General features: G+C 38.5%; 14 protein-coding genes. 3 read left to right on the top strand and 11 right to left on the bottom strand.

What is annotated here, in order from left to right; translation table 11 throughout:
- Positions 1 to 17: 17 nt before the first annotated feature.
- From LKL37_RS16355 to LKL37_RS16305, 11 genes are all read right to left on the bottom strand, one after another.
- A complete protein-coding gene (locus LKL37_RS16355; protein ID WP_431611565.1) occupies positions 18 to 2,300 on the bottom strand; it encodes a GH92 family glycosyl hydrolase in 2,283 nt (760 codons plus the stop codon).
- Between the two features lie 16 nt (positions 2,301 to 2,316).
- On the bottom strand, positions 2,317 to 3,183 hold the full coding sequence (locus LKL37_RS16350) for an ROK family protein (RefSeq protein WP_431611564.1): 867 nt from the start codon (positions 3,181 to 3,183) through the stop codon (positions 2,317 to 2,319).
- 131 nt (positions 3,184 to 3,314) lie between these two features.
- On the bottom strand, positions 3,315 to 5,723 hold the full coding sequence (locus LKL37_RS16345) for an endo-beta-N-acetylglucosaminidase H (protein WP_431611563.1): 2,409 nt from the start codon (positions 5,721 to 5,723) through the stop codon (positions 3,315 to 3,317).
- 57 nt (positions 5,724 to 5,780) lie between these two features.
- Entirely contained in the window at positions 5,781 to 7,931 is a 2,151-nt protein-coding gene (locus LKL37_RS16340) for an endo-beta-N-acetylglucosaminidase H (protein ID WP_431611562.1), read from the bottom strand.
- A gap of 110 nt (positions 7,932 to 8,041) precedes the next feature.
- Complete coding sequence (locus tag LKL37_RS16335) at positions 8,042 to 9,469, bottom strand: glycoside hydrolase family 125 protein (RefSeq protein WP_431611561.1); 1,428 nt, start codon at positions 9,467 to 9,469, stop codon at positions 8,042 to 8,044.
- A 32-nt stretch (positions 9,470 to 9,501) separates the two neighbouring features.
- A complete protein-coding gene (locus LKL37_RS16330; protein ID WP_431611560.1) occupies positions 9,502 to 11,733 on the bottom strand; it encodes a GH92 family glycosyl hydrolase in 2,232 nt (743 codons plus the stop codon).
- 128 nt (positions 11,734 to 11,861) lie between these two features.
- A complete protein-coding gene (locus tag LKL37_RS16325; protein ID WP_034691616.1) occupies positions 11,862 to 12,833 on the bottom strand; it encodes a glycoside hydrolase family 130 protein in 972 nt (323 codons plus the stop codon).
- Positions 12,834 to 12,862: 29 nt separating this feature from the next.
- Positions 12,863 to 14,164 (bottom strand): MFS transporter, encoded by a 1,302-nt coding sequence (locus LKL37_RS16320; RefSeq protein ID WP_431611559.1) that lies wholly within the window; start codon positions 14,162 to 14,164, stop codon positions 12,863 to 12,865.
- Between the two features lie 174 nt (positions 14,165 to 14,338).
- Complete coding sequence (locus LKL37_RS16315) at positions 14,339 to 15,961, bottom strand: SusD/RagB family nutrient-binding outer membrane lipoprotein (RefSeq protein ID WP_431611558.1); 1,623 nt, start codon at positions 15,959 to 15,961, stop codon at positions 14,339 to 14,341.
- A 10-nt stretch (positions 15,962 to 15,971) separates the two neighbouring features.
- The gene (locus tag LKL37_RS16310; RefSeq protein WP_431611557.1) at positions 15,972 to 18,929 is read right to left on the bottom strand and encodes a SusC/RagA family TonB-linked outer membrane protein; all 2,958 of its coding nucleotides are present in this window, start codon (positions 18,927 to 18,929) and stop codon (positions 15,972 to 15,974) included.
- A 375-nt stretch (positions 18,930 to 19,304) separates the two neighbouring features.
- Positions 19,305 to 20,183 carry an AraC family transcriptional regulator gene (locus LKL37_RS16305; protein ID WP_105700508.1) on the bottom strand — a complete coding sequence of 293 codons (879 nt, stop codon included), beginning with the start codon at positions 20,181 to 20,183 and terminating at the stop codon, positions 19,305 to 19,307.
- Positions 20,184 to 20,383: 200 nt separating this feature from the next.
- Here LKL37_RS16305 and LKL37_RS16300 point away from each other — a divergent pair, with 200 nt between their 5' ends.
- The 3 genes from LKL37_RS16300 to LKL37_RS16290 all read left to right on the top strand — a co-directional run bounded on the left by LKL37_RS16300 (position 20,384) and on the right by LKL37_RS16290 (position 22,538).
- Entirely contained in the window at positions 20,384 to 21,250 is an 867-nt protein-coding gene (locus LKL37_RS16300) for a helix-turn-helix domain-containing protein (RefSeq protein ID WP_431611556.1), read from the top strand.
- Between the two features lie 86 nt (positions 21,251 to 21,336).
- On the top strand, positions 21,337 to 21,756 hold the full coding sequence (locus LKL37_RS16295; RefSeq protein ID WP_002982623.1) for an OsmC family protein: 420 nt from the start codon (positions 21,337 to 21,339) through the stop codon (positions 21,754 to 21,756).
- Between the two features lie 176 nt (positions 21,757 to 21,932).
- Positions 21,933 to 22,538 carry a TetR/AcrR family transcriptional regulator gene (locus LKL37_RS16290; protein WP_431611555.1) on the top strand — a complete coding sequence of 202 codons (606 nt, stop codon included), beginning with the start codon at positions 21,933 to 21,935 and terminating at the stop codon, positions 22,536 to 22,538.
- Position 22,539 lies beyond the last annotated feature (1 nt).

Here is a 22,539-nt window from a genome sequence, read left to right as displayed (position 1 = left end):
TATTTTTAATTTAAAATTTATTTATTTGATTCTTCTTTTGACATTGAGTAAGGAAAATCTTTTTCCTGTGAACCTCTTTCTTTATTGGGCTTGTTATCCATCTTAAAATCTAAAACAGCTCCTTTCATCAGTTCTTGATGGCTCAGCCAGTTTTTGGAATAGGGCTGCTGGTTTACATTTAATGATTTTACATATAGATTTTCAGCAGTATTTTCCGGAGCTTTTATTTCAATTTTTTTACCATTTTCAAGATGAATAATAGCTTCTTTAAATAATGGTGCTCCCAACACATACTGATCTGTTGCTGGCGTCACCGGATAAAATCCAAGAGCTGAGAAAATATACCACGCAGAAGTCTGCCCGTTATCTTCATCACCGCAATATCCGTCCGGGGTTGCATGATACAATTTATTCAGCACCTGTCTTGCCCAATATTGTGTTTTGTAAGGTGCTCCTGCATAGTTGTACAGATAAATCATGTGCTGGATCGGTTGGTTTCCGTGGGCATACTGGCCCATGTTCATGATCTGCATTTCTCTGATTTCGTGGATCGCCCCTCCATAATAACTGTCATCAAAAACCGGAGGTAATGAGAATACCTCATCTAATTTGGCTTCAAATTTCTTTTTTCCACCCATTAATTCTGCCAGACCGTCAATGTCCTGGAAAACAGACCATGTGTAATGCCAGCTGTTTCCTTCCGTGAAAGCATCTCCCCACTTGAAAGGATTGAACGGTTTCTGGAAGTTACCGTCTTTATTTTTACCACGCATTAAACCAGTTTCCTTATCAAAGACATTTTTGTAATTATAAGCTCTTTTCTTATAGATATCAATTTCAGAAGCGGGTTTTCCCAATGCTTTTCCTAGCTGATAAATCGAAAAGTCATCATAAGCGTACTCCAATGTTCTGGCTGCATTTTCATTGATTTTCACATCGTAAGGAACATAGCCTAATCTATTGTAATATTCTACACCTGAACGGCCTACCGCTTCTATAGGACCTTCATTATTTGCTCCATGTTTTACAGCCTGCCACAGCGCTTCCGTATCATATCCTCGAAGTCCTTTGATGTAAGCGTCTGCCACTACAGATGCGGAATTGTTTCCAATCATAATATCAGAATATCCCGGGCTGCTCCACTCTGGTAAGAAGCCTCCTTCTTTGTAAGCATTAACCAATCCTTCCTGCATTTCTACATTGATACTTGGATACACAAGATTAAGGAAAGGATATAGAGCACGGAAAGTATCCCAAAAGCCAGTTCCGGCAAACATTCTTCCGTCAACAATTTTACCATTGTAAGGACTCCAGTGTTTTATTTTGTTCTGAGCATCAATTTCATATAATTTCTGCGGGAAGAATAACGTTCTGTACAAAGAGGAATAAAAGGTTCTCATTTGCTGATCTGTTCCTCCTTTTACGTCTATTTTTCCTAATGTTTTGTTCCAGATATTTTTAGCATCGGTTTTTACCTGTTCAAAGTTTCTGTTTCCGATTTCTCTTTTAAGATTCAGTTCTGCCTGTTCAAAGCTGATGAATGAAGAGGCTACTTTTGCATAAACCGTTTCTTTATTTTTAAGTTTAAACCCTACTACAGCACCTGTATGATCGCTGGTGATTTCTAATTGATCATTTACCAGTTTATCGTCTTTCCAGGTTTTTGTCAGTTCAAAATCTTTATCAAACTGAATGACAAAGTAATTTTTAAAATTCTCATATTTCCCGGTAGAATATTTCGTTGTATATCCCAGAATTTTTCTTTCTTTTGGTAAAATCTTGATATAAGACCCTTTGTTTAGTGCATCAACCACTACATAAGCACTATCTGTTTTTGGAAAATCAAATTTAAAATAAGAAGCTCTTTCTGTAGGGGTAAGTTCTGTCGTAACATTGATGTCAGCAAGATAAACACTGTAGAAATAGGGCGTAGTAACCTCAGCTTTATGACTGAACCAGCTTGCTCTTTCGTCTTCTTTAAATTTCACTTTTCCTACTCCCGGCATGATGGCAAAAGCACCATAATCATTCATCCAGGGAGATGGCTGGTGGGTCTGTTTAAATCCTTTAATCTTATCTGCATCGTAGGTATATGCCCATCCATCACCCATCTTACCGGTCTGTGGTGTCCAGATATTCATTCCCCAAGGAAGTCCGACTGCCGGATAGGTATTTCCATTTGATAATGAAGGTTTGGATTGGGTTCCCATCAAAGGATTCACATAGTCTACAGGAGATACATTCTGACCTAAAGCCCAGGCCTGTAATAACAGTAAGCAAGTAGAAAATATAAACTTCATTGTATCTTTTCGTTTGTTAATTTATATACGCTTTTTTTAATGCATAGCTGGCAGCTCCAAGAATGGCCGCATCTTCAAATATCGCAGAAATCTTAACCTGCAAGTTAATATTATTCTTCGTTAAATTCTGAATAAAATGTTGTTCAAAATAAGGATATGCTTTGGCAATATTTCCTCCTATAACTAAAACTTCCGGTTTGTAATGATCTACATATTTCACGATAAATTCTGAGAAAGAATCTGCATATTCATCAAATATTCTGGTCTGTATTTCTGTAGGTTTATCTAACAAATCTTTGGTTCCTGATATTTCTTCTCCTGTCAATTCTTTATAACGATTCACGAACCATCGTGTTGCCAGATAATCTTCACTGATAGAATCTCTAAAAGGAGAATCCCATAAATCTTCATCAGTAGCAAACTCTCCGTTGAAGAAAGTAGTTCCCAATCCTGTTCCAAGAGTCACTCCAAAAGCACTTTTGAATCCTTGGGCACATCCTCCGAATACTTCTCCTTCCATGAAGGCGGCAGCATCATTTACAAAATGAATCTGATTCTGGGAAATTTCCAATCTTTTTGCCAGTTCCTCTTTGATATTCACCTGATAGATATCAATAAATTTTCCCTGCTGCATAAGGGATATGCCGTTTTCATAATCGAAAGGACCCGGCATTGCGATACCAATTAAAAGGTCTTCTTTCACAAGATCATGAGCCACTTTTTCAATGGCGGAAACCCAAGCACTGAAAATAACCTCTTTCTTTTCGAAAGCATCTACATGTTCTCTTACATAGGTTGATGAAATGATTTCACGTTTTTCCGGATCTACCTGAGCCAAAGTGATGTGTGACCCTCCAATATCGATTCCTACTATATTCTGCATTATTTTTTATTTTAAATTCAAGACATCCCTGTGACTGAAAAAACAGACAAACAGAAGTAAGCTCCTGTCTGTCTGCTTTGTATTTCAGACTTTATTTTATCGAATCCAGTAATTACCTCATTATCTGAATTTTACTTCACAATGATTTTACCGGTTGATAATACTTTACTGTTGGCGGATGTAATCTTGTAAATATAAGTACCACTGATTAAATCCTGTGTATTCACTGCGTTATTATTTTGATTAATATTCTGTTTTTTGAACAATTTTCCTGAAGCATCATACAATGCCACTTCACTGGCTGAGCTGTCGCTGATAGCAAAATGAATATCATTTCCTCTTTTCACAGGGTTCGGATAAACTGCGCTGTTTTCTTTTACGGATTCAACATCTTTCACAGCTAAAGATGACGCACATGCAACATCTGTTCTCCAGTTCGCATCTGTCATACTTACCAGCGTTGCAAAATGCGTATTTGCCGTAGCATCCAAAGCACCTAAACCACTTCCTTCATCCATTTTCCAATTCGCTTCAAGACCTGCGGAGTTAGCAGGAACATTACAGCTGTTGCTCAGTATTTCCTGTGGTGTTAACGCTTTTTTCCAAACTCTGAATTCATCAAGGAAACCGTTGATAGTACGGGAATTGTCATAATTTCTTCCAAGATAAAGAATTCCGTTGGCTGTAAAGTTACCCGTTACTGCAAAAGTAGCATCAAGGTTACCATTGACATAAATTTTCATGGCTGCTCCATCATAAGTGGCCGCTATATGATACCATGTATTGGTATTGAATGCTGTATTGGTATTCAATTTCACCTGTGATGAACCGAAACTCAATATAAACTGAAGTTTGTTGTTCGCCAGATTTCCGTCTCCGAATCTAAGCATTGCAGAGTTGTTATCTCCTACTTCAACTCCCATCACTGATGAGATGTAAGGGAAAGCAGTTTTAAATGAGTTTACTTTTACCCATCCTTCAAAGCTCACTGCATTTCCACTTAAATTAAATTGTCCTGCATTAAGATAATTGGTACTTCCGTTGAAAGCAAGGGATCTTGCTCCAGGGCTTGTAACAGGTGCAAAACCGCTGTTGAAGGCTCCTTCTGCTGAATAGGTACTTGTAGTTCCACCCGCACACGAAGCCTGTACTTTCCATACATAGCTTGTATTAGCGGTCAGATTTTGCAATGAATAGGTGTTGGTTGTAATATTTGGAATTTCAGACCAGGTTGTGGCAGCTGCAGTTTTGTATTGCAGTGTATATGAGGTGGCATTTCCTGCATCCCATGACAACTGAGTGGTATTGCCAAGGAAACTTCCGGAAGTTAATCCTGATGGCGTAGTACAGCCACTTCCGGAGTTAAACCTTGGTGCGAAAATATAAGTACTTGTTAATGTTGGAGAACAGTTAGACTGTATTCTCCAGTCATAATCTGTATTCAGGGTAAGGTTATTGATGACAATATTATTTCCCGAATAATTGTTGGCCACATTCGTCCAAACTGTTGAATTGGCTGGTTTGTAATCAATATTATAAGACTGTGAAGCATTGGAAGTCCAGTTCAGTTTTGCTGACGTTCCTGTCACATTGGAAACATCAAGTCCCAATGGCGGATCACAGGCCTGTCCCTGAGACCAAGAATACAACTGACCACTTAAAAGGGTATTTTCATTATAAAGGATATTGGAGCCTGTGCTCAGATAGCTGGCTACATCCGTTCCACCCAAATCATACCACATAAATACCCCATATTGATCATTTTTTGTGCTGGTAGCTAAGTTTGCCAATGTAGTGGCAGACGTTGAGCTTGGATTCGAGTTCTGTATCCAGGTTGCAGCGGCAGAAATTTTAGATTTATCAAGAGGTGGAACAACCGGTGCATTGTAAGTACTATACATTGCATTCCAGGTGTAATTGATATAATTTCCTGCTAAATCTCCATTATATGTTTGTCTGGTTGTAGCCGGACCATAGTAGTAGAATGTAATCAGTTTATCTGGCATTGCCGCTTTCAGTTCCTGCAAAAGCATGACAAAAGAGCTGTTATTAGGCTGTCCTGTTCCGTTGTTTCCGTATCCTGCATATTCGTCATCAAGATCTACTCCATCCAAGCCGTAAGTGTAGACGGTATGAGCAACCTGTAAAGCGAAATCTTTAGCTGCTTCACGATTTGGAAAATTAGAAATTCCGGCTCCCTGATGATTTCCTAAAAGATCGAGTAATACTTTAATTCCTTTTTGCTGTAGAGGTTTTACGTAGGTATTAACATCATTCAGAACTTTAGTAACGTTATTATTATTTGAAATATAAGCACGGTTCTTAGAAACATCGTAGTTGATATTCGCTGCAAAAATAATGGCTACATCAAAAAGCTGTCTGTTGGTATTCTGCAAAGTATATGAACCCGCATTCAACGGATTATTGTTATTCACTTCCACATAGCAGACTCCCAAAGGATTAAGCTGCTGCGCTTTGAGCAACGGGGCAGACTGAAGCATCAGGGCCATTAAGGGAATAAAAAAGGATTTTTTTCTCATAGTATATCAATTTTGTAGTAGAAAAATCATTGGGCCGAAGCCCAATGACTGGGTTTGTTATTTTACAATTAGTTTTTCAGATTGTTTTAAGCTTCCATCATGAGATTCAAACTGAACGATATAGTTTCCTGCTGAAATTCTGCTCAATTCATATTGATTATCTCCTGAGTTCAGTGATTTTGTGTCTACAATTCTTCCGTTAAAATCATAAACCGTTAATTTTCCTTTGCTGTATTCATCCGGAACAGAAACTGTCAATGATGAAGATTTGCTTACCGGATTAGGATATAATTTTATTTGAGTTTTAATGCTTGTATCTCCTGCATTGAGCGCCTTTTGCCCTGCAGTTCTTGCTAATGCTGAACTTCCTGTTGTACATGGTACATCTGTTCCCCAATTAGAAGAATCAACACCTGTTAACGTTAAAGTCACCCCGTTTCCTGAAGTATCCTGAACTGTAGAGCCGCTGCCTTCATTAAACTTCCAATAAGCAGCCAGTGAAGTGGCCGGAACGGATACATTACACATATTCTGACTGATTTCCGTTTGGCTTAATGCACGTTTCCAAACTCTTACCTCATCCACTTTACCATTGAAATTTCTTGACGTGTTGTATAGATATCCTACGTTGAATGCACCTGTTGAATTTACACTTCCGGTTTGTGCTTTGGTGGCATCCAGAGTACCATTGATATAAATTTTCATATTGGATCCATCATAAGTAGCTGCTACATGATACCAGGTATTGGCATTCAATGCTGTTGCAGACGCCAATTTTTGCTGTACGTTATTGATGCTTACCACAAACTGAAGTTTATTATTTGCCAGACCAGCATCTCCCAATCTTAAGAATGCAGAATTGCTGTCGCTTACTTCCGTTCCCATGATAGAGGAAATATATGGAGACGTCGATTTGAATGACGAAGGTTTGATCCATCCTTCAAAAGATAGTGCAGAACCGCTTAGATTCAGACTTCCGGCAGCTCCTGATTCAGTACTTCCATCCAAAGACAGAGCGTAAGAACCTGTAGGTGTTGTTCCTGAAGTGCTTGTAAATCTTGGCGCAAACATATAGGCGCTTTTTACACTGCAGTTGGTTCTGATTCTCCAGTCGTATTCGGTATTAGCTGTTAATCCGGAAATAGTTACTGAAGTAGAGCTGGTTGCTGATACTGCGTTTGTCCAAATTGTTGAAGAAGCTGGTTTATAATCAACATCATAAGTATTGGTTCCTACTGCTGACCAGTTTAGTTTTGCGCTTGTTCCTGTAAGGTTGCTTGTGTACAGTCCGATAGGGGCATCACAATTGGTTCCTTGTGTCCAGGATTGTAAAGTACCGCTTAAAACAGTCGGTTCTCCGTATAAGGTCTGAGTTCCTGCAGAAAGTTGCGATGTTTCATTTGTTCCATGTAAATCATACCACATGAATACTCCGTATCCGCCATTTTTGGTTTGGGTAGCCAGGCTTGTTGTGGTAGAATTGGAAGTATTTCCCATCCAAACAGCTGCCGGAGAGATTTGTGCTTTGGTAAGAGGAGGTACATTGGGAGCGGAGAATGTTCCGTACATTGCATTCCAGCTGTAGTTGACATTATCTCCTACTCTGGCTCCATTCCAAGAAAGCTTTGAAGCGGCAGGACCATAGTAATAGAACGAAATAATTTTATTCGGCAATAATGCTCTGAGCTCCTGAACAAGCATTACGAAAGAGCTGTCATTAGGCTGCCCGGTTCCGTTATTTCCATATTCTGAGTATTCATCATCAAAATCAATTCCATCAAGACCATAGGTATTTACTGTATTGGCAAGCTGTAATGCAAAGTCTTTTGCAGCTTCACGGGTAGGAAAATTACAGATTCCTGCACCCTGATGATTTCCCAAAATAGTCAGTACCACTTTCATTCCTTTTTGCTGAAGCGGCTTTATGTAAGTATCCGCATTCGTAAGAACCTTGGTAACGTTGTTATTGGAATACAGATAAGCTCTTCCACGGCTGGTATCATAATTAATATTGGCCGCAAAAATATTCACAACATTAAACAGATAGCTGTTCGATGTCTGCAGTTTGTACGCTCCTGCATTCAGGAGGTTGTTGTTATTCACTTCCACATAGCAAATTCCTGTAGGATTAAGCTGTTGTGCGTTAATCAGAGAACCAGACTGAAGCATCATGGCAATCAGTGCGGTAAAGATGGATTTTTTTTTCATTGTATAATTTTTTTAAGGTGTTTTTGGTGTGTGAATTTTATATAGCATTCCCCTGATACCTTCTTTTTGGGGAAGGAATCTCAGATGAATAAGCGATATAAAAGGGTGGGCTATGTCAGTAGCTCAGGGTTTTCATTAAAGGTTTTCCATAACAATTCGCCAAACAGGGTATTGGCCCATGCAAACCATTCTCTGGTGAATTTTTTGGCATTGTCTTTATGGAAGGATTCATGCATAAAGCCTGTTCCTCCGTGCGTTTTTTGTAAGGTATCTATACACCATCTGATCTCACTTTTATCGTTGGTAGTGAGTGCCTTCATTATGATACTCATTGGCCAGATCATGTCAAGCCCAATATGTGGACCTCCTATTCCTTCTGCCAGCTTACCTTTGAAGAAGAATGGGTTGTTTTCTGACCAAACAAATTTTCTTGTATTCAAATACACAGGGTCATCAGCTTTCACCGCATCCAGATAAGGTAATCCTAACAAACTTGGACAGTTCGCATCATCCATCAGGTTATAACTTCCGAAGCCATTCACTTCAAAAGCATATATTTTCCCAAATTCAGGATGATTGTAAATTCCGTATTTTTTGATGGCTGCTTCTACCTCATCAGCAAGGCTGTTCAGTTGTTGAGCCAATGTTTTTTCATTTTTAATCTGAGCAACCATTTCCGCTGCCTGACGTAAACTTACCACCGCAAATAAGTTGGAAGGGATCAGGAATCCGTAGATGGTAGCATCATCACTTGGACGGAACATAGAGCTGATCAATCCCACAGGTTTCGTTGGATAACCATATCCTCCCATAGGAACTCCGTCTGTAGCCCAAGCTGTGGTACGCTCGAATTTATAAGGTCCAAGATCATGTTTTCTCTGCTGTTCTGTAAAAGTCTGCAGGGTAAGTTTAATTCCTTTCAGCCAGTTAGCATCAAAAGGTTTTGTATCTCCTGTTGTTTTCCAGAAGTGGTAGGCCAGACGGATAGGATAACAAAGCGAGTCAATTTCCCATTTTCTTTCATGGGTTCCCGGCTTCATATCGGTATGATCATATTCTTTCCATTTACTGATCTTCTGGTCGTCGTTATAGAAAGCATTCGCATAAGGATCTTTAAGAATGAATGTCGTCTGTTTATGGATTACTCCTGAGATCAGCTTATGTAGTTTTTCATCTTTTTTCGAGAACTGCAGATAAGGAAAAACCTGTGCGGAACTGTCACGAAGCCACATGGCATCAATATCCCCAGTGATCACATAGGTATCCGGTGTTCCGCTGGTTTCTGTATAGTAAACAGTAGTATCTAATGTATTCGGGAAGCAGTTTTCAAAAAGCCAGCTCAGCTCTTTGTTTTTTACTTTCTTTTTAAAGGCTGCAATAGCACTTTCTACAGATTCGCTGGTAAAATGTCTTTTATCTTTAGGAACACGGACAACAGGAAAATCGTCCAGTACTAAATTTTTAGCAAAAACATTCTGAGTAAACAGCAATCCGGCTCCTGCCAGTGCACTTGTTTTAATAAAATTTCTCCTTTCCATTGATACTTTTGTTTCGTTTATTTTTATTAGTCTTATTTTACCGGTTTGCTACCCATTACGAATCTCAATTCACCACCGTTCATGATATCGCTGTGATTTAACTCCCAGCTTTTGTATTCTTTTCCGTTCAGGAACATTTTCTGTACATAGAGATTTTTGTCGGAGATTTTGTCTGCAATCACGGTGAAAGTCTTACCATTTTCAAGCTTTAAAGAAGCTTTCGGGAATTGTGGTGCTCCGATAGCATAAACAGGTTTCCCGGGTGTCACAGGATAGAACCCTAATGATGAGAAGATATACCATGCTGACATTTGCCCGCAGTCTTCGTTATTGACGATTCCATCAGGTTTAGCGGCATACATATTGTCGCGGATATATTTTACCATTTTCTGAGTCTTATACGGACTTCCTGCATAATTATACAGGTATGGAACATGATGTCCCGGCTCATCCCCGAATCCTAAAGATCCGATGAATCCTGAGATATCTACATGCTGCTCTCCTTCCATATGAAGTGCTTCTGTAAAGGTTTTATCCAGTTTTTCTTCAAATCCTTTTTTCCCTCCGTACAGATTCATCATTTCATCAATCTGATGAGGAACAAAGAAGTCGTACGCCCAGATGTTTCCGGAAACCCAGTGTGGCTGAAGTTTTTTCCAGTCATTAAGGGTAAAATCTGCTAAGAATTTCCCGTCTTTCTGTCTTGGCCAGAAGTGGTTGTTTTCTTTATTGAAGGTATTCAGGAAGTTCATAGAACGTTTTTTATACACTTCTGATTCTTCTTTTTTACCTAATTTTTCAGCAAGCTGTTGAATACACCAGTCATCATAGGAGTATTCCAGTGTTGCCGAAACAGAAGCTCCATTTTCTGATGGAGTGTAGCCTAATTTGATATAATCATTAAGACCTCCGCCCCCATCACTGCTGCTCATTTTATCTGTTAAAGAAGCATCTTTCATCGCTGCAAATGCTTTTTCAGCATCAATACCCGGAACTCCTTTTGAAATAGCATCCCAGATTACCGAAGCACTGTGATAGCCTAACATACAGAAATTGTCATATCCACAAAGCTCCCAGATCGGCATGTGGTCTTTACGATCTGTATATCTGCTGATCAGAGAATTGGCAAATTCTTTTGTATGTTTCTGATCCATAATGGTTAATAATGGATGTGTTGCTCTGAATCCGTCCCAGTAAGAATAAGTACTGTAGTTGGTGAACCATTTGGTATTCATGTTTTCCTGAGCGGCAACATAGTCTCCATTTACATCCATATATAGGTTGGGTGCAATGAATGTATGGTAAACTCCGGTATAGAAAATTTTTCTCTGGCTGTCGGTTCCTCCTGTCACCTGGAATCTTCCGATCAGATCTCTCCAGGTCTTTTGAGCGGTTTCTTTTGCTTTGGCAAAGTCAACATTTGTTGCTTCTGTATCGAAGTTTTCCTGTGCATTTTCTGTACTCACGGGAGATAAAGATACTTTTACTTCTATGCTTTCCTGATCTTCTGTTGAGAATCTTACAAAGGCCTTAGCATCCTTGGCAAGGGCAATTTTTTCATCATTCTTGATTTTTCCGTCAGCATACACGCCGTAAGACTTAAACGGTTTGGAAAACTCCATTACGAAGTAAGCAAATCGTTTACCTCCCCAGCCGTTGCTGTAGCAGTACCCTTTGATTTTATTATTGCCTTCCACACTTACTAAAGTATGGTAGATGTTTCCGAAGATTTTATTCGTAGGATCAATGATGATATTGGCTTCGCTACTTTTCGGGAAAGTATATTTATGAAATCCGACTCTTGGGGAAGCAGTAAGCTCTGCTTTAATTCCATAGCTGTCCAGCATTACGGAATAATATCCCGGAGAAGCTATTTCTTTATCATGGGTGAATTTTGAACGGTAACCTGTCTCTGGCTTTTCTTCAGATCCGGGAACCATTTTTACCTGTCCCACGGTAGGCATTACCAGAATATCTCCAAGATCTGCCCATCCTGTCCCGCTTAAATGGTTATGACTGAATCCCATGATGGTTTTACTGCTGTAGTGGTATCCGGAACACCAGTCCCAATCGCCGCTTTTTGTATTCTGATCCGGACTCAGCTGTATCATCCCGAATGGCGTAGTTGCCCCCGGAAACGTATGCCCATGTCCTCCTGTACCTATGAAAGGATCTACCCAAGATAAAACATCGTTTTTATTTTGCTGGGCATTGGCTACAGAAATCAGGGTGGTAAAAAAGCAGATTAACAGTTCTTTTTTCATGATAAGAGAGGTATCGGAGATTTTTTTGTTTAAAAGTTGGTTTAAAAATAGGAAAACCATTATAAAATTCCCAGTAAAAGGGAAAATTAAGATGATTAACCTATTTTCCTAAACTTTATATTACTGTATTAAATTGAATTCTTTTTCATAAAATCAATGATTTCTGAGATATATCCAAAGGCAATCGCAACTACGGTATCAGCAGCACCGTAATATACTGTTACTTTGTCTCCTTCAGTCAATGCGGCACAAGGGAAAACCACATTCGGTACATCTCCTGTCATTTCATACAATTCAGCCGGAGCCAGCAGATAAGGCTTCGTTCTGTACAATACTTTTGTAGGATCTTCAAGATCAAGCAAAGCTGCTCCCATTGAATATCTGAATCCTCTGCAGGTATTGATCACTCCATGATAGAAAAGCAGCCATCCTTCTTCTGTTTTGATAGGAACCGGCCCTCCTCCGATTTTTGTACACTGCCATGCACTGTCTTCGAAAGGCGTTACTTTCATCACGCAACGGTGTTCTCCCCAGTATTTCATATCAGGGCTGTAGCTAATATAAATATCACCAAAAGGCGTATGTCCGTTATCACTCGGACGGCTCAACATGGCATATTTACCATTGATTTTTTCAGGGAACAAAACTCCGTTTCTGTTGAAGGGAAGAAATGCATTTTCGCACTGAAAAAATTCTTTAAAATCAAAAGTATACCCGATTCCGATGGTGGGACCATTGTATCCGTTGCACCAAGTGATCCAGTAACGGTCTTCTATGAAGGTTACACGGGGATCATATTTGTAGTCGGATTCAATCATATCTGTATTTCCTGCCTGCATTTCAATAGGATCATGATTGATATCCCAATTGATTCCATCTTTACTGAAACCAGCAAAAATATTCATCTGTACTGCCTTGTTATCACAACGGAAGACTCCGGCAAATCCGTCCTCAAAAGGAATCACGGCACTGTTGAATATACTGTTGGATGTTGGTATCGCGTATCTGTTAATGATCGGGTTTTCGGAAAACCTCCACATGATATCATTGCAACCTTCCGGGCGATCCTGCCAAGGGATCATTACTGATTGAGCTGTCATAAAGTATTTTTACTTTTTATTTTTATTTATTATGAATTGATTTGTTGTTCTTTCTGATTTTCCGGATGAGGGAAAGGGACAAATAAAGTGACTAAAAATGCAGGAATAGTAGCGATCAATACCCAGATAAAGAACATTTTGTATCCGATCCAGTCACTGATCATTCCGCTGAACATTCCGGGAATCATTACACCAAGATTCATGATTCCTGTTGCAAATGCGTAATGAGCTGTTTTGTGTTTTCCGGGTGCAATCTGCTGCATCATGTAGAGCATTAACCCTACAAAACCAAATCCGTAACCGAAATATTCCACTACCACGGCAATTCCTACCGGTAAAAGAGTATCTGGCTGATAATGCGCTAATAAAGCATACACCACAAATGGAATATTGAATGCACAGCACAGCCATATTAGAGATCTTTTCAATCCGCGGGCTGAGATAAAATATCCTGCCAGAACAGATCCTAAGATAAATGCTGCAGAACCGTATGTTCCGTAAATAAGCCCGATATCTGAAGTTGATAACCCTAATCCTCCTGACGTTCTTGGAGCTTTAAAAAATAAAGGAGCAATTTTGATGGCAAACCCTTCCGCAAAACGGTACAGAATAATGAAGAGTATACACCATAAAATTTTCTTTTTGGTAAAGAAAGAGGTAATTACTTCCAATAGTTCCTGACGAACATTTCCTGCAGTTTTTTCATCTTTCTGTTCTTCTTTGTCTTCTTTTGGCAGAATAAAATAATGGTAAATAGCCAACACAAAAAACAGTAATGCATAGATCACCATAATGATCATCCATGCATGCGTAACACCTTTTGTTTTTTCTAAAACACCAGCGAAATAAACCAATGCTCCACTGCTGATGATCTTAGCCAGATTGTAAAATGCACCCTGCCAGCCAATGTATTTTGCCTGCTCTTTATTGGTTAAAAAGCCAATATACGTTCCGTCTGCTACCACATCGTGGGTAGCTCCACAAAATGCCACTACTGCAAAAAGAGCAATACTGTATTTAAAAAAATCATGCATTGGCAGACTTAAGGCTACTAATGCGAAAAGAATTCCTATCGCAAACTGAGTAAAAACAACAAAGAATTTTTTGGTTTTATAGATCTCCAGGAACGGGCTCCAAAGAGGCTTTAATGTCCAGGAGAACATGATAAGGGCTGTCCAGAATGTAATCTGTGAATCCGAAATACCCATATCTTTATACATGATTCCTGAAACCGCATTAATGGTTACAAAGGGAACACCCATTGCAAAATATAATGTGGAAATCCAAAGAATTGGCTGAATCCGGCGGGTTTCGGAGTTGTTTTTTCCCATATTTAAAAATAAGATTCTAATAAAAAGAGAACATCTCAACAATTCATTCAGGCTAAAAAAACGAAACTATAAATTTTTTGGAGATTCTACTCTATTCTCCTGCCTCAATGAATGTATCAAATAAAAATCTGATGTTGAGATGTCTCTTTATTAATGAGTGATTCTGAATATTTTTTATTTCTTATCCCACCATAGCTTTGTGCCTCCGGTATCAGGGCCGTTAAGCATCTGTGCAGCCTGCTGGTAATTATAAAGTGAAGTTTTGGTATCAACAGTGAAAGGAATTCTTCTGATCATCCCTTCTGTACTGATGGCTCCGCCACTATCATTTTTTCTTACCTTGAAAAGTATTGGATATCCTGTTCTTCTCTGCTCAGCCCAAGCTTCCGGTCCGTTTGGATAAAGAGAAAGCCATTTCTGGGTAATAATTCTTTCTAATTTTCTTTCGTTGGTATCGCCGTTGTTCCATGCAATCGTGATGGTACTTAGCTGAGGATGTCCTAAAGCGATGTTATTGTCTGCATTTTTCGGGTCAACATAAGGTGCTTCTGTAGAAGTTGTATCAGCAAGATAAGTAGCAACGCTTGCACTTTTCCCCCATTCTCCGAAAGACTGCTGAACTCCGGTAGTATAGTTGGTTTGAATATCACCAGCTCCTGCATATCCTCTTAAAGCAGCTTCTGCTTTTAGGAACCATGTTTCTGCAGCGGTGAATAATTTCATTTTACCATCAGTTCCTGAGAAATAATCTCCGCTGGCAGATTTTGCCTGTGGCTGAGAGAATCCACCGTATGTTGATTTACCATTTAATAAATCAATTCCCTGGCGTATTCCTATATATTTCCCCTGAAGACCAGGATCAGTTGCAGGAATAGCATATGCAGGAAGTCTTGGGTCATTATATCCATTCATATAAGCTATCAAAGGTGCTCCGATCAAACAGTCTCCCCATGAGTAGATGATAAAGCTTAATTCTGACTGTCCCACGCTGATCAAAGCATTATCTGCATTATCAGTGATCAATCCTGCAGATGAAGCCAATGCCTCTTCTGCATATTGTTTTGATTTCACAGGATCGGCATAGCTCATTCTCATGGCTAATCTCAGCTTTAATGAATTGGCCAGTTTTGCCCATTGTGCCATATTTCCACCGTACACCAAGTCCGCTCTTTTTAATGCAGCTTTATCACCTTCATTTCCGGTAGCAGGCATATTCTGTATTTTTTGCAAATCTGTAATAGCCACAGTAAGGTCATTGATAAAGTTTTGATATGCATCCTGCTGAGAATCAAAATCCGTTACCCCGTTTGCATTGGGTGTTTCATATTTGCTGTATACTACCGGACCATGATTGTCTGATACTCTTGCCGCCGTGATTACCTTTAGGATCTTTTTAACGGCAAATGTTCCTGTAAAATCAATTCCCGGATAGAAGTTTTTAGCGGCGTTATCGATGATGATAGAATAATTGAAAATATCCTGCTGTCTGGCAATAATCCTGTTATTCCACCCATCCATCATAAAATAGGTCATATTGTTCTTACCACCATTAAACTGGCTTGCGGTACTGAACATACCACTGAACATATCCGCACTCAGGTTGGGATACAGCTGATAATCTGACTGAAGACCTCTCTGAAGGGATTTTAAAGGATTAACAACCGCGTTGTAATCCGCATACATGTTTTCAGGATTCCCTAGCTTTTCCTGATTATACTGATCTAGATCACCGCATCCGGAAGCAGTCATCAAGACTGCTGCACCCAATACCAGTGTTTTAATATTATTGAATTTCATTTTCGTTAAATTAGAAGTTAGCCTTTAATGATAGTCCGATTGAACGGGTAACCGGCAGTCCGAATGAATCTACCCCAACCCCGCCAGGTGTATTTCCTGATACTTGTTCCGGATCAAATGGTGCTTTTTTATAGAAGAAGAATAAATTGGTTCCCACTAAGCTTACCGTTGCATTTCTCATATATTTTGATTGAATATCAAAGCTGTATGAAATGGACGCCTGACGTAAACGTACCGTTGTTGCACTGTACAGATAAGCCTCATCAATTCCAGTCCCAATACCACCGGCACCACCTGTTCTTTTATAATATGCTTTAGCATCGGTAACTCCGTTATAAGCTTGTCCTGCCAACGGTGTTCCCGGAGCATATACTGCGTTTGGAATGGATACTCCACCAGCATCTCTTGCATCAGCAGTCGTCTGGCTTACTCCGTACAAATCATTTGCTTTCTCAGTAAGAGACAACACTTTACCTCCGAATTTACCATCAATAAGGAAAGATATTCCCAGTTTACCAATATTAAAAGAGTTATTAAAACCTATAATAAACTTAGGGTTTGGATTACCCAAATATTGAGGATCACCTGTGGTACCTAATGGAACTCCATTTTCATCTACTAAAACACGTCCCTGATCATCTCTTTTGAATTTAACTCCGTAAAGATCTCCAAAAGATCCTCCCAGTCTCAATTTTGTGAAATCTCCACCACCCGTTAATGAGAAAAGCTGGTTTTCTGATATTGGCAAGCTTGATGGAAATAATTCAACAATTGTATTTTTGTTTGCAGAAGCATTTACTGTCGTTGTCCAGCCAAATTTCTCTGTCCCAAAGACTTTGTATGATAAAGAGGCTTCAAAACCTGTATTGCGTATTTTCCCTGCATTAATGTAGTATGAACCTGATGGAATTCCTCCAAAGTTAGATCCAATAGTTGTCTCCAACAACTGATTGCTGGCATTAGAGTTATAATAGGTAAGATCAAAATTTAATCTGTTGCTGAACATTCTCAACTCAGTTCCTGCCTCAAACGTTTTATTAAGTTCCGGGCGAGGAATAAGGTCTGGGCGGCTGGTAACGAATGAGCTTTTCGGATATACAATAGTTCCTGCATCTACTCCATAAGAATAGGCATTATAATAGGCAACCATTGCATTAGAAATATTGGCTGGTAATCCTAACCCTACAGTTGCATAAGAACCTCTTACTTTCCAGAAATTAATCACTTCCGGAAGTTTAAAGATAGAAGATAAGATCGCATTCGCTCCTACAGACTCATAATCAAATCCGCTTCTTCCTGTTAATGCCAAAGTAGAATCCCAGTCATTTCTAAAGGTCATATCTACATAAAACATATTCTTATATCCTACTGAAGCACTTGCAAAAACTGATCGCACCTGTTTTTTCAGGTTCCAGTAGATATTATGATATCCATCTCCCGGGCTTCGGTCTACATTCCATTGCAGGTTGTTTATTGCAAACAAATTAGGATTGGACAGATAAGCATTATCAATCTGTGTTACTTTATTACTTGTAGTATTCACACTTCCTCCAACGGTAAAGTCTAAAGAAATTGATTCGCTTAATTTTGGACTACCAATCAATAAAACGTCACCATAAGTAGACGAATTTTCGTATACGTTTTTAAGGATTCTTCCGTTTTGTCCTCCTGCCAATAAACTTGGCGCTGAATAAGCCGAAATATCACGCTGGCTGTCTGAACTGTTCCAGCTATAATTACCTCTTACTCGCGCAGTCAACCATGGATTGATCTCATAAGACAATGAAACTGCGCTGTATGCATTTTTATTTTTAACCGTAACCGCGTTTCTGTTTAAAATCCAATATGGATTTTGGGTTTCCGGGTTTCCTTTGAAACTTCCGTCAGGCTTTACTTCCCACCAGTTTTGTGCAGGTAAAAGTCTTTTTTTATCTATGAAAGAGTAGTTATCCGGTCCATATTGATCGAAATCTACCCCTCTCGGCAGCCAGTATAAACTTGCTAAAGGAGAGAAAGATGCTCCCGGAGTCTGTCTGTTTTTACTGTCCTGTAAGGAACCAATGAAATTAGCATCCAATGTCAGTTTATCATCAAGAAATTTACTTGAGTTTCTGAATGACACATTATACTGATCAAAATAAGACATTGGGATCACCCCTTTATTGGTCGTATTTCCAATGGAAAAGTAGTTGGTTGATTTTTCGTTTCCGGATTGGAAAGAAAGGCTGTTTACCCAAGTTGTTCCGGTTTGCAGAAAATCTTTAACGTAGTCCTTCGAACTTCCTTTTGCTCCCCAGCTCTCAATATTATTTCCCGGAGATTGAGTAGGATCGGATGGATCATAAGATAAATAGCTATGTTGCAGTTTGGGTAAGCTATAAGCTCTTTCAACCGTTAAACTCGAGCTATAAGAGATCGAGCTCTTCCCTATTTTTCCTTTTCTTGTGGTAATCAAAATAGCTCCGTTTCCACCTGCGGAACCGTATAATGCTGATGCTGATGCTCCTTTCAGGAAGTTGATGCTCTCAATATCATCAGGATTAATAGAACTCAGTACATCTCCCGGATCCGGCATATTGGAATACTGACTTATATCCGCAGATTTTCCTGTTCCGTTGATAATAGGAATTCCATCCACTACATACAAGGGCTGGCTGTTTGATACAGACTTATTCCCTCTCATAATCACCCTTACGGAGCTACCTACACCATTGGTTCTGTTGATCTGTACATTGGAAACTTTTCCATTGATCGAATTTAATAGATTGGGAGTTTTCACTTCAGTAAGCTCATCCCCGCCAATCTGCTGACTGGAATACGTCAAAGAGCGGGCCTGCCTTTTTATCCCCAAAGAGGTGACTACGACCTCCTCAATACTGTTTGTCTTCGTAGTATCGGCTGATTTTTTCTCCTGTGCATTCGCAGAAATTGAAAAAACGAACAGAACGGGTATAACTGCTTTTCTCATAAGGTATAGATTCGTTAGATTTAATTGAGAATCAATTACATTGCTTTATTTTTCAATACAAAAACAATTATTGTTTTTTCAGCAAAATTTTGCTGTTTATGTATTAAATTATTTAAAGTTTTGTTAAGATTTAATTCACATTCACAAATCTAAATTTTGTAACCAGTCTGATATAATACTATTTTATCATAAAACGATATTATTTTTTCAGCAATTTTATTCAAACCCGATTAAACCTCTAAATACCAACAAAATACACCTGATTAAATTCTATCAAAAAAAGAGGATTTATCTTCATTTTTATCAAAAATAAAACCGGATGCTTATGTCCGGTTATGTCTTTTATTTGTAGAAAAAGTGAAACTTAAAAGAGTATTATTCAATTTTTTTAACGCCTTTAAATTGTTCTTTAAATTCCGTTGGTGTTGTCTTTTTGATGGATTTAAATACCTTATTGAAGTTGGCAATATTATTAAATCCGGCTTCAAAAGCGATCTCAAAAACAGTAAGATTCTTTTCCATCAGCCAGCGTGCAGCATAGCTGATCCTTATCTCATTCAGATAATTAATAAAGGTTTTCCCAGTTCTTTTTTTGATAAATCTGTTGAACGTCACATTGCTCATATTCACCAATGAGGCTGCTTTATCCAACGTTATTTTATTCTCAAAATTCTTATGCACAAAATCATGAACAACCTTCATTTTATCATTATCAGCAAAAGTCTCGAGTTCAATACTATAGGATGATAAAAGTATTTTATTTTCTGCTACAGCCAATTCGTTCAGAATCTTCATTATTTCTATAAAAGACTCAAAGCTGTTCATCTTGGACAGGTTGAGAAACGAATCTTTTAGTTTCTCAGCAGTTTCGGAAGAAAAAAGAATTCCTCTGATGGAATCTTTCATCAGATTATTGATGGGCTTCAGGATATTTTTCTCCATGAGCGACTGTTGAAAGAAATCCTGATTGAATTGTATAGTAATTTCGTGGGTTTTTCTGTTTTTGCATCTGTAATTGGCCCAGCAGTGTGGCAGATTGGGACCTACCAATACCAGCTCTATATTTCCAATCTCTCCGGTATGATCTCCAACCATTCGGCGATACCCTTTTCCTTTGTAGATAAAGTTGATTTCAATTTCCGGATGATAGTGGTACGGAAAGTCGAAAGACGCTTTAATCCTGTCAAACACGAGAAAACTATCCTCAGGAGACAGTGGAGTTATTTCTCTCAGAATATTTTCTAATTCGCTCATACAGGTAGTTATGAAAAAAGATTAAATAATATAGGTCGCGATACAAATCTTTGTAAAAATGATAAAATAATATCAATGTAAAAATATATTTCCTATTTATTTTATTCCAATTCAGTATGTCAGACATCAGAAATTTACGTTTCAATAATTTAATAGAGTCAAAATCATGCTTTTTTGTATCTTTAAACTAAAGTTAAAGTATGCCGCAACCGCTTATTTTTGAAGATCAATATAAAAGACTCGGACTGGAGGTATTTTCGGAAGAAAATCTGGAGAATTTCGACGGAAATCGGTTCAATACAGATATTAAAGTATTTTTTATTCCTTCCGGATATGAACTTACGGTAGACTTTAATCATTATAAAATAAAGACTCCTTCATTATTTTTTTTGACAAACCAGCATCTGAATATCCAAAAAGGAAAAGATGAATCTATCCTTCTTTTCTACAACCGTGATTTCTACTGCATTCAGATTCATGATAAAGAAGTGGCCTGCGACGGGCTTCTCTTTCATAATGTATTTGAAATTCCTTTCGTAGAGCTTGATGATTCAGAAACCACTCTTATAAAAGATCTGTTTCAGAATATTCAGGATGAGCTTGAGTGGAAAGATTCTTCCGCAGAGGAAATGATCAGAACCTATGTAAAACAGATCATCATCCGGGCTACCCGCAAATGGAAGAAACAGAATTTAGACAATAGCTCTGTCAGAATTCCAGGCAGTGAGCTTGATATTTTCCGGGATTTCAGCAGATATCTGGAAATTCATTTCAGAGAAAAGCACAATGTAGCAGAATATGCAGAAATGCTTCACATAGCCCCAAAAACTTTAACTCATAAATTTAAAAACTTACATCTGGAATCTCCCAATCAGTTGATCATCAACAGGATTTTGTTAGAGGCTAAAAGATTACTTTTCTATACAGATAAGCCAATCAAAGAAATCGCCTACGATCTCGGCTATGAAGATCCTGCTTATTTTAACCGTCTTTTCACCAATAAAACAGGAAGTACACCTGCTAATTTCAAAAAAAATTACTCCTCGGGAAAAAAGTACAAGATTTAACACCTTTTATCTATTGAATACTCCCTATCAACGATATACCTTTGTAACATCAAAAAGAAACAATACTAAATACAAAAACAAACATTATGAGACGTAACGCAACAGCCGTTTGGAACGGTACCATCAAAGAAGGAAAAGGACACTTAACTACTCAAAGTACCACTTTAAATCAGACTCAATATTCTTTCAACAGCCGTTTTGCAGATGGTGTTGGGACAAACCCTGAAGAATTACTGGCAGCAGCTCACGCCGGATGTTTCACAATGAAACTGGATGCAGAATTATCTCAGGCAGGTTACAATCCTGAAGAATTAAAAACAACTTCTGTAATAACTCTTGACCCCAACATCGGAAAGATTACAAAATCTGAACTGACTCTTACTGCAAAAGTTCCGGGAATTTCGGAAGAAGAATTCCAGAAATTCGCTAAGATTGCTGAAGAAGGATGCCCTGTAAGTGCAGCATTCAACTTTGAAATTACATTGAATGCTACTCTAGAGAATTAAGATTCAAAGAATTTATATCAATAGGAACGGGCTTTAGCCCGTTTTTCTATTTTAAAAACAAACCTATTGGCTTTAGCCCAAACTTAAGCCATCAATATTTACATCAATTAATCTTATTAATAAAATATACCGAGTGGTATATTTTTGTATATTTGCATTGTATTTAAACATTTATAATGTCGAAGGCAGAAAAAACAAAACAGCATATCATCGAGAAAACAGCAACTCTTTTTAATACGAAGGGTTATATTTCCACATCGCTGTCTGACATTACCCAGATAACCGGACTGACGAAAGGCAGTATCTATGGAAATTTTGAAAATAAAGATGAAGTAGCTATTGAAGTTTATAAATACAATGCCGGATTGCTGGGTAAAACGCTCAGTCGCTCTTTTGGAGAAGAGTTTCACACTTCATTGGATAAACTTCATGCGCTTGTAGATTTTTACCGGAAAAACTGGAAGTTTGTTTTTGCCAACGGCGGATGCCCTTTAATGAATGCAGCAACAGAAGCTGATGATTCTTTTCCTGCCTTAAAAACTCAGGTTAGAAGATCATTCGAACAATGGATGACCAAAATATCAGCAGCAATTCTGGAGGGACAAAAAAAAGGCGAAATTGGTACAAACATCGATGCTGAGCAATACGCTTCCCTATTCATTATGCTTATTGAAGGCGGAATCCTGCTTTCAAAAACCATGGGTGATCAAAGCTTTCTAAACCATGCGTTAGATAAAATCACCTACATGATTGATCATGAACTCAATATTCTTCCATCATAAA

The sequence above is a fragment of the Chryseobacterium sp. 'Rf worker isolate 10' genome, assembly GCF_050753305.1.
Lineage (GTDB): Bacteria > Bacteroidota > Bacteroidia > Flavobacteriales > Weeksellaceae > Chryseobacterium.
Note: the sequence above shows the minus strand (reverse complement) of the source record. Positions and strands in the feature narration are given on the sequence as shown.

Bases quoted from the DNA above. Each gene is read 5' to 3' on its own strand.
- LKL37_RS16345 (WP_431611563.1), bottom strand. From the start codon at position 5,723: ATGAGAAAAAAATCCTTTTTTATTCCCTTAATGGCCCTGATGCTTCAG.
- LKL37_RS16290 (WP_431611555.1), top strand. From the start codon at position 21,933: ATGTCGAAGGCAGAAAAAACAAAACAGCATATCATCGAGAAAACAGCA.
- LKL37_RS16325 (WP_034691616.1), bottom strand. From the start codon at position 12,833: ATGACAGCTCAATCAGTAATGATCCCTTGGCAGGATCGCCCGGAAGGT.
- LKL37_RS16310 (WP_431611557.1), bottom strand. From the start codon at position 18,929: ATGAGAAAAGCAGTTATACCCGTTCTGTTCGTTTTTTCAATTTCTGCG.
- LKL37_RS16340 (WP_431611562.1), bottom strand. From the start codon at position 7,931: ATGAAAAAAAAATCCATCTTTACCGCACTGATTGCCATGATGCTTCAG.
- LKL37_RS16355 (WP_431611565.1), bottom strand. From the start codon at position 2,300: ATGAAGTTTATATTTTCTACTTGCTTACTGTTATTACAGGCCTGGGCT.
- LKL37_RS16315 (WP_431611558.1), bottom strand. From the start codon at position 15,961: ATGAAATTCAATAATATTAAAACACTGGTATTGGGTGCAGCAGTCTTG.
- LKL37_RS16335 (WP_431611561.1), bottom strand. From the start codon at position 9,469: ATGGAAAGGAGAAATTTTATTAAAACAAGTGCACTGGCAGGAGCCGGA.
- LKL37_RS16350 (WP_431611564.1), bottom strand. From the start codon at position 3,183: ATGCAGAATATAGTAGGAATCGATATTGGAGGGTCACACATCACTTTG.
- LKL37_RS16330 (WP_431611560.1), bottom strand. From the start codon at position 11,733: ATGAAAAAAGAACTGTTAATCTGCTTTTTTACCACCCTGATTTCTGTA.
- LKL37_RS16320 (WP_431611559.1), bottom strand. From the start codon at position 14,164: ATGGGAAAAAACAACTCCGAAACCCGCCGGATTCAGCCAATTCTTTGG.
- LKL37_RS16300 (WP_431611556.1), top strand. From the start codon at position 20,384: ATGCCGCAACCGCTTATTTTTGAAGATCAATATAAAAGACTCGGACTG.
- LKL37_RS16295 (WP_002982623.1), top strand. From the start codon at position 21,337: ATGAGACGTAACGCAACAGCCGTTTGGAACGGTACCATCAAAGAAGGA.
- LKL37_RS16305 (WP_105700508.1), bottom strand. From the start codon at position 20,183: ATGAGCGAATTAGAAAATATTCTGAGAGAAATAACTCCACTGTCTCCT.